Genomic DNA, 7,196 nt, shown 5'->3' with positions numbered 1-7,196 from the left:
CACAGGTCCCTCGGGGGACCTGTGGGTCTGACAACCAGAGGCTCGACGACAGACTTGGAGTGACGACGATGGTTCGCAACGTACGGTCCCTGAACGTGCGCGCGGCGGTGGCCTGGGCCTCGACGGCCGCGCTGGCCGGTGCCCTGACGGGCTGCGGCGACGTCGGCGGCGGCACGGTCGGCGGGGGCGGCGGGGACGACGACGTCCTGAAGATCGGCTTCGTCTCCACCGAGACCGGCTCGTCGGCGCCGTTCGGCGAGGCCAACACGTACGTGATCGAGTCCATGGAGCAGTGGTTCGCCGAGAACCCGGTGACCGTCGACGGCGCCGAGCTGTCCGTCGAGATCATCGTGAAGGACTCGCAGTCCGACTCCGCCCGCGCCGGCGAGGTGGCGGCCGAGCTGATCAACAGCGACGGCGTCGACCTGGTGCTCACGTCGTCCACGCCGGACATCACCAACCCCGTCTCGGAGCAGTGCGAGGCCAACGCCGTCCCGTGCATCTCGACGGTCGCGCCGTGGCAGCCCTTCGCGATCCGCGAGGGCGACCAGCCGGCCGACCTGAAGTACAGCTACCACGCGTTCTGGGGCCTGGAGGACGTGTCCGCGGTGTACGCGGACATGTGGGGCCAGGTCGAGAACAACGGCAAGGCCGCCGGCCTGTTCCCGAACGACCCGGACGGCCAGGCGTGGAGCGCGAACTTCCCCGCGCTCACGAAGGACACCGGCGTGACGATCGACGACCCCGGCCTGTACCCGAACGGCACGCAGGACTTCTCCGCTCAGCTCTCCGCGTTCGAGGGCCACGACATCCTGGTCGGCGTGCCGATCCCGCCGGACTTCACCACGTTCTGGCAGCAGGCAGGCCAGCAGGGCTACCAGCCCAAGGTCGCGACGATCGGCAAGGCGCTGCTGTTCCCGTCGTCGGTCGAGGCCCTGGGCAACGCGGGCGACGGCCTCACGTCCGAGGTCTGGTGGCACCCGACCGCGCCGTTCACCTCGTCGCTGACCGGGCAGACCGCGCAGGAGCTGGCCGACCAGTACGAGAGCGACACGGGCAAGCAGTGGACGCAGCCGCTCGGCTTCGCGGAGGCCCTGTTCGAGATCACGGTCGCGGCCGTCCAGGAGGCGGGCTCCACCGAGCCCGACGCGGTCACCGAGGCCCTGTCCACGCTGGAGGTCTCCACCGTGGTGGGCGACATCGCCTGGGGCGCCGACGACAGCGTGCCGCCCTACGTGGCCAAGACCCCGCTCGTGGGCGGGCAGTGGCGCCTGGACGAGGGCGCGGACGAGGGCCAGCACCCCTACGAGCTCGTCGTGGTCTCCAACACGCTGGCCCCGGAGATCCCGACGGGCGGCGACGTCGAGCCGCTCAGGTGACCGTGCCCCTGCTCCAGGTGGCCGGCGTCGCCAAGCGTTTCGGCCGGGTGGTCACCGCCCGCGACGTGTCGTTCGAGGTGTCGGCCGGCGAGGCCCTGGGCCTCGTCGGGCCGAACGGCGCGGGCAAGACCACCCTGCTCGACATCGTGGCGGGCACCCTGCGGGCCGACGCCGGGTCCGTCGTGCTGGACGGGCAGGACCTGACGAGGCTCGGCGCCGCCGCGCGCGCCGACCTGGGCGTCGCCCGCTCGTACCAGGTGCCGCGCCCCTTCGCCGGGCTGACCGTGTACGAGAACGTGCTGGTCGGGGCCTCCTTCGCCGGGCGACGGCACGGCGGCGACGCCCGCGCCCGGGCCTGGCACGCGCTCGAGGTGACCGACCTCGCCGGGTCGGCCGACACGCCGTCGGGCAGCCTGCGCCTGCTGGACCGCAAGCGGCTGGAGGTGGCGCGGGCGCTCGCGACCGGGCCGCGCCTGCTCCTGCTGGACGAGATCGCGGGCGGCCTGACCGAGCGCGAGCTGCCGCAGGTGGTCGGCCTGGTGCGCCGGCTGCGGGACGACGGCGTCGCCGTGGTCTGGATCGAGCACGTGCTGCACGCGCTGCTCGACGTCGTGGACCGCCTGCTGTGCCTCGCCGCCGGCGAGGTGATCGCGCAGGGCGACCCGCACGAGGTGATCCGCAGCCCGCAGGTGGTCGAGGTGTACCTGGGCTCGACGGTCGACTCCGTCCCGGGGGAGCCGGCATGAGCGTCCTGGAGGTCACGGGCCTGGAGGTCCGGTACGGCGACCTGCTCGCGGTCGACGGGGTGGAGCTCAGCCTGGCCGAGGGGGAGACCCTCGCCGTGCTCGGCGCCAACGGCGCCGGCAAGTCCACGCTGCTCGCGGCGCTCGCCGGCACGCACCTGCCCACGGCGGGCACCGTGCTGCTCGACGGCGCCGTGGTCACCGGGGTGCCTGCGCACCGGCGGGTGCGGCGCGGCGTCGCGCTCGTGCCCGAGGGACGGCGCCTCTTCGGCTCGCTCACGGTCGAGGAGAACCTGCTCATGGGCCGGTACCCGAAGCGCCCCGGGCCGTGGGACCTGCGCGCCGTGTACGACGTGTTCCCGCACGTCGCCGAGATGCGGGACCGCCGCGCCGCCGTGCTCTCGGGCGGCCAGCAGCAGGCCGTGGCGATCGGCCGGGCGCTCCTGACCAACCCGCGCGTGCTGCTGCTGGACGAGGTCTCGCTCGGCCTCGCGCCCGCCGTCGTCACCCGGATCTACGACGCCGTGCGGCGCATCACCACGGAGGGCACCACGGCGCTCGTCGTCGAGCAGGACCTGGACCAGGCGCTGCGCGTGGCCGACCGCGTCCAGTGCCTGCTGCGCGGCCGCACCGTGCTGGAGGCCCCGGCCGCCGGTCTGGACCGCGAGGCCGTCGCGGACGCGTACTTCGGCATCACCCCGCCGAAGTAGAACCGCAGCGAAGTAGAACTCCAGCGAAGTAGAACCCCAGCGAAACAGATGACGGAGGACTGATGGACTGGCTCAACGCCGGCGTGCAGGGCGTGCTGCTCGGCGGGCAGTACGCCCTGCTGGCGTGCGGCCTGTCGCTGATCTTCGGCGTGATGCGCATCGTCAACCTGGCGCACGGCGTGCTCGCGGTGCTCGCCGCCTACCTGTCGCTCGTGCTGGTGCAGCAGGGCCTGCCGCTGTGGCTCGCGATCCTCGTGGTGGTGCCGGTGTTCGCGGCGCTCGGCTACGCGGTGCAGCGCGGGCTCTTCAACCCGGCGCTGGCCCAGGTGCGCGCGGGCGGGGCGGGTGCGGGCCGCGGCGCGGGCGAGCTCGCGCCCCTGCTGGTCTCGTTCGGCGTCGCCGTGGCGCTGACCAGCCTGCTCCAGGAGGTGTTCAGCGCGGACACCCGCAAGATCCCCACGGGCGACCTCGCCTCGACCGGCGTGCCGCTCGGCCCGCTCTCGGTGGGCCTGCTGCCGCTGATCACCCTGGTCGTGGCCGTGGCGGTCATCGCGGGCGTCCAGCTCTTCCTGGCCCGCACCCCCACCGGCCGCGCCATGCGCGCCGTCGCCGACGACGCCGGGGCCGCCGCGATGACCGGCGTCGACCCGAAGCACATGTACGCCGTGGCCACCGCCCTCGCGTTCGCCACGCTGGCGCTCGCGGGCGTGTTCGTCGGCATGAGCACGCAGTTCTCGCCCGGCTACGGCGACCTCGTGCTGCTGTTCGCGTTCGAGGCCGTGATCATCGGCGGGCTCGGCTCCCTGTGGGGCACGCTCGCGGGCGGCGTCGTGCTGGGCATGGCGCAGACGATCGGCGCCCAGATCGACCCGCAGTCGGGGGTGCTCGCCGGGCACCTCGTCTTCCTCGCCGTGCTGGTGGTCCGGCCCGGTGGCCTGCTGCCCCGGAGCGTGCCGGCGTGAGCGTCCCGACCGTGCCCCCGACCGGCGTCCCGACGATCACCCGCGGCGGGCGCGGCTCCCTGCTCGGGGGCGGCGGCCTGGTCCTCGTCGTCGTGCTGCTCGCCGCCGTCGTGCCCTACGTCGTGACCCTGGGCGCGCTGTCCAGCCTGGTCATGCTCTTTGCCCTCGTGATACTCGGTACCACCTGGAACCTGCTCGCCGGGTACGGCGGCATGGTGAGCGTCGGCCAGCAGGCCTACGTGGGCGTGGGCGGCTACGCGCTGATCCAGCTCGCCGACGCCGTCGGCGCCCCGCCGTGGGCCGCCGTCCTGGCGGCCGGCGTGATCGGCGCGGCGATCGCCCTGCCCACCAGCTACCTGGTGTTCCGCCTGGCCGGTGGGTACTTCGCGATCGGCACGTGGGTCGTGGCCGAGGTGTTCCGCCTGGTCACGATGCAGATCGACGGCCTCGGCGGCGGCAGCGGGCTGTCGCTCGCGGCCTTCCGCGGCACCGACCGGGTCGACCGCGTGGCCTTCGTCTACTGGTTCGCCCTGGCACTGATGGTCGCCGTCGTGCTCGGCACCTACCTGCTGATGCGCTCCCGCGTGGGACTGGGGCTCACCGCGATCCGCGACGACCGGGTCGCCGCGAGCAGCCTCGGCGTCGCCGTCGACCGGGGCCGCCGGCTCGTCTACGTCGCGGGCTCGGCCGGCGCCGCGCTCGCGGGTGCGCTGATCGCACTGAGCACGCTGGGCGTCACCCCGGGGTCGATCTACTCCGTGAGCTGGACGGCCGCGATGATCTTCATCGTCGTGGTCGGCGGCATCGGCACCATCGAGGGGCCGCTGGTCGGGGCCGTCGTCTACTGGGTGCTGCAGCAGGCCCTCGCGCCGCTGGGCACCTGGTACCTCGTGGTGCTCGGCGTGGTGGCCGTCGCCGTCGTGCTGCTGGCGCCGCGCGGGCTGTGGGGCCTGGTGGCGGGCCGGTTCCAGCTCTTCCCCACGACCTACCGGGTGCGGTCCGGTCGGATCTGACGGCGCGGTGAGTCCGACGTCACAGCGACTTGGGTCGACGGCGCGACTCGGTATCAACGAAAATAGTTGATCCGCAGATCAGCGGGTGAGCCACGTGCAGCGTAGCCGTAAGCCTGCACCGGAGGAGGACCCATGACGGACGCCGACGACGCCCAGTACCACTCCATCGCCAACCCTCGCCGGACCACGCTCGTGCATCGGAGCGTCACCGACACCTACGGGTCCCTGCACGAGGAACGCGAGACCCCGGCCGACGACGCCAGCGCGGGCTGAGCCGAGCGGGGTCCGCACCGAGTCCCGGTGCCCACGACGGAGGGCCCGGTCGCACCGCCATGTCTGGCGGGCGCGGCCGGGCCTTCCGCGTTCCCGGCCCGCCGCGTGCCCAGGTCGGCCGGGCGTCCCGGCCGGGCTGTCCGGCATGCGAGACGAATGCCGCGCCCGCAAAGTTCACCCCCTGCCCCGCAGGCCCTGTCGAAGGCCAGGCGAGGGGCCGCAGTTCACCTCCGATTCATGTGATCGACCTCACTCCCGTTACATTCCGGAAACAAGTCCGCTAGCCTGGAGCGCGCATCCTCTCCCACAATTTGGTGAGCGGAAGCGGTACGGCAGGTTGATGCAGGCGCATGAGGCACGGCGAGTTCGGCACGGTGCGCAGGCGGGCAAGGACCCGCGGCGACCGGTACGACGTGGAACAGGGAACTCGCAAGGAGCCCGGCCCCGAGACGGGGTGCGGACCCAGCAGAGCACGTCCGATCACGTACGACACAAGAACTGAGTGGGGTTACCAGGGATGAATGGCGAATCGATTCGACACTTCACGGACGGTCGCGTTCCCGACGCCGGGATCGCGCACCTCTTCAGCGTCGAGAACCGATTCCAGGCGCGCCTCGACGTCGAGGCCGCACTCGCGCTCGCGGAGGCCGAGGTCGGCCTGATCCCGGAGCCGGCCGGTGAGACGATCGCCCGGGCCGCCCAGATCGAGAAGCTGGACCTCGACCGCGTGGCGGCCGAGACGGCGTCGGCCAGCCACCCGCTGATGCCGCTCATCGAGGAGTTCGCGCGCGTGGTCGGCCGCGAGCACGGCGGCTGGGTGCACTGGGGCGCCACCACGCAGAACATCACCCAGACGGCGGACGTGCTCGTGCTCCGCGACGCGCACCGCGCGGTCAAGGACCTGCTCGCCAAGGTGCTGCGCGGCATGTCCAAGCAGGCGGAGGCGTCGGCCGCGGTGCCGATGGCGGGCCGCACGCACAGCCAGCACGCGGTGCCGGTGACGTTCGGCTTCAAGGTCGCCGTCTGGATCGACGAGCTCGCGGCGCACACCGACCGGCTCGAGCGCCTCGAGGACCGGCTGTTCCGGGTGCTCATGGGCGGCGCCGTCGGCACGTTCGCGTCGTTCGGTCCCGCCGGGCGCGAGGTCGAGCGCCGGGTCGCCAACCACCTGGGGCTCGGCACCATGCCGGTCCCGTCGCGCGCCATCAACGACGGCATCGTCGAGCTGGTGCTCGTCCTGGGCCAGGTCGCCGGCACCGCCGGCAAGATCGGCAAGGACATCTACTCGATGATGCAGCCGGAGTTCGGCGAGGCGTTCGAGCCCATCCCCGAGGGCACGGTCGGCAGCTCGACCATGCCGCACAAGCGCAACCCGCAGCTCGCCCTCGACCTGCTGTCGATGAGCGCCCAGCTGCGGGCGCTGGCGGCGCCCGCGCTCGAGTCGATGCAGCACGACCACGAGGCCAACGGCGGCATGACCGACCTCCTGGAGTCGACGGTCTCCCGCGCCACCGTCCTGGCCGGCGACATCCTGACCCGCCTGGACGTCATCCTCGACGGGCTGGAGCTCGACGAGCAGCGCATGCGCGCCAACCTGGCGCTCAGCGAGGGCCTCATCGGCTCGGAGTCGCTGATGATGGAGCTGGGCGAGCGCATCGGCCGCCAGAAGGCGCACGAGGTCGTGTACGAGGTGGCGCAGGAGTCGGCAGTCGGCGACGAGCAGTTCCTCGACCTGCTGGTGCGCAACACGACGGTGAGCGCCTACTTCGACCGGGCCGAGATCTGCCGCCTGATCGACCCGCGCGCCTACCTCGGCGAGAGCATCACGATCGCGCACGACATGGCGCAGCACGCCCGCGCCGTCGCCGACCGGCTGGAGTTCAGCGCGCGCACGGCCAAGCCGGTGCCGCTCTTCGTCCGCGACACGGCGGACGAGCCCGCCGCCGAGCCGAGCACCGGGGACGACGTCGACGCCGTCCGCCTGGTCGACGGCACCCGGGTCGCCGCGGCCGCGCGGACCCCGGAGGAGCTCCTGCTCGTCGGCCTGTAGTCCTCGCTCCTCGCGGCTGTCCGGCCGTCGCTCCCCGGGAACCTGCCGGTCCCTGGGAGCGACGGC

The 7,196-nt window shown here is 72.9% G+C and carries 7 protein-coding genes; all 7 read left to right on the top strand.

Annotated elements, in window-relative coordinates; translation table 11 throughout:
* Positions 1-68: 68 nt before the first annotated feature.
* The 7 genes from ACFU5G_RS28200 (at position 69) to ACFU5G_RS28170 (ending at position 7,130) form a co-directional block, all read left to right on the top strand.
* Positions 69-1,379: an ABC transporter substrate-binding protein gene (locus tag ACFU5G_RS28200; RefSeq protein ID WP_377252129.1), complete on the top strand. Its 1,311-nt coding sequence runs from the start codon at positions 69-71 to the stop codon at positions 1,377-1,379.
* Complete coding sequence (locus tag ACFU5G_RS28195) at positions 1,376-2,125, top strand: ABC transporter ATP-binding protein (protein ID WP_377252127.1); 750 nt, start codon at positions 1,376-1,378, stop codon at positions 2,123-2,125. Before ACFU5G_RS28200 ends, ACFU5G_RS28195 begins: the two co-directional genes overlap by 4 nt.
* The gene (locus ACFU5G_RS28190) at positions 2,122-2,832 is read left to right on the top strand and encodes an ABC transporter ATP-binding protein (protein ID WP_377252124.1); all 711 of its coding nucleotides are present in this window, start codon (positions 2,122-2,124) and stop codon (positions 2,830-2,832) included. The genes ACFU5G_RS28195 and ACFU5G_RS28190 overlap by 4 nt, the downstream gene beginning before the upstream one ends.
* 62 nt (positions 2,833-2,894) lie before the next feature.
* Positions 2,895-3,794, top strand: coding sequence for a branched-chain amino acid ABC transporter permease (locus ACFU5G_RS28185; protein ID WP_377252122.1), 900 nt, complete (start codon positions 2,895-2,897; stop codon positions 3,792-3,794).
* Positions 3,791-4,807 (top strand): branched-chain amino acid ABC transporter permease, encoded by a 1,017-nt coding sequence (locus ACFU5G_RS28180; RefSeq protein ID WP_377252120.1) that lies wholly within the window; start codon positions 3,791-3,793, stop codon positions 4,805-4,807. The genes ACFU5G_RS28185 and ACFU5G_RS28180 overlap by 4 nt, the downstream gene beginning before the upstream one ends.
* Positions 4,808-4,939: 132 nt before the next feature.
* Positions 4,940-5,080, top strand: coding sequence for a hypothetical protein (locus ACFU5G_RS28175; protein ID WP_020017462.1), 141 nt, complete (start codon positions 4,940-4,942; stop codon positions 5,078-5,080).
* A 517-nt stretch (positions 5,081-5,597) separates the two neighbouring features.
* Positions 5,598-7,130, top strand: a complete 1,533-nt coding sequence (locus ACFU5G_RS28170; protein ID WP_377252118.1) for an adenylosuccinate lyase family protein — start codon at positions 5,598-5,600, stop codon at positions 7,128-7,130.
* Positions 7,131-7,196: the final 66 nt, after the last annotated feature.

The sequence above is a fragment of the Promicromonospora sp. NPDC057488 genome (assembly GCF_042802395.1).
In the GTDB taxonomy this organism is placed as follows: domain Bacteria; phylum Actinomycetota; class Actinomycetes; order Actinomycetales; family Cellulomonadaceae; genus Promicromonospora.
This window is presented reverse-complemented; position numbering and strand designations above follow the sequence as displayed.

What these genes read in the sequence shown, in the direction of transcription:
- ACFU5G_RS28200 (WP_377252129.1), top strand. Translation starts at nt 69, where the DNA reads ATGGTTCGCAACGTACGGTCCCTGAACGTGCGCGCGGCGGTGGCCTGG.
- ACFU5G_RS28190 (WP_377252124.1), top strand. Translation starts at nt 2,122, where the DNA reads ATGAGCGTCCTGGAGGTCACGGGCCTGGAGGTCCGGTACGGCGACCTG.
- ACFU5G_RS28185 (WP_377252122.1), top strand. Translation starts at nt 2,895, where the DNA reads ATGGACTGGCTCAACGCCGGCGTGCAGGGCGTGCTGCTCGGCGGGCAG.
- ACFU5G_RS28175 (WP_020017462.1), top strand. Translation starts at nt 4,940, where the DNA reads ATGACGGACGCCGACGACGCCCAGTACCACTCCATCGCCAACCCTCGC.
- ACFU5G_RS28170 (WP_377252118.1), top strand. Translation starts at nt 5,598, where the DNA reads ATGAATGGCGAATCGATTCGACACTTCACGGACGGTCGCGTTCCCGAC.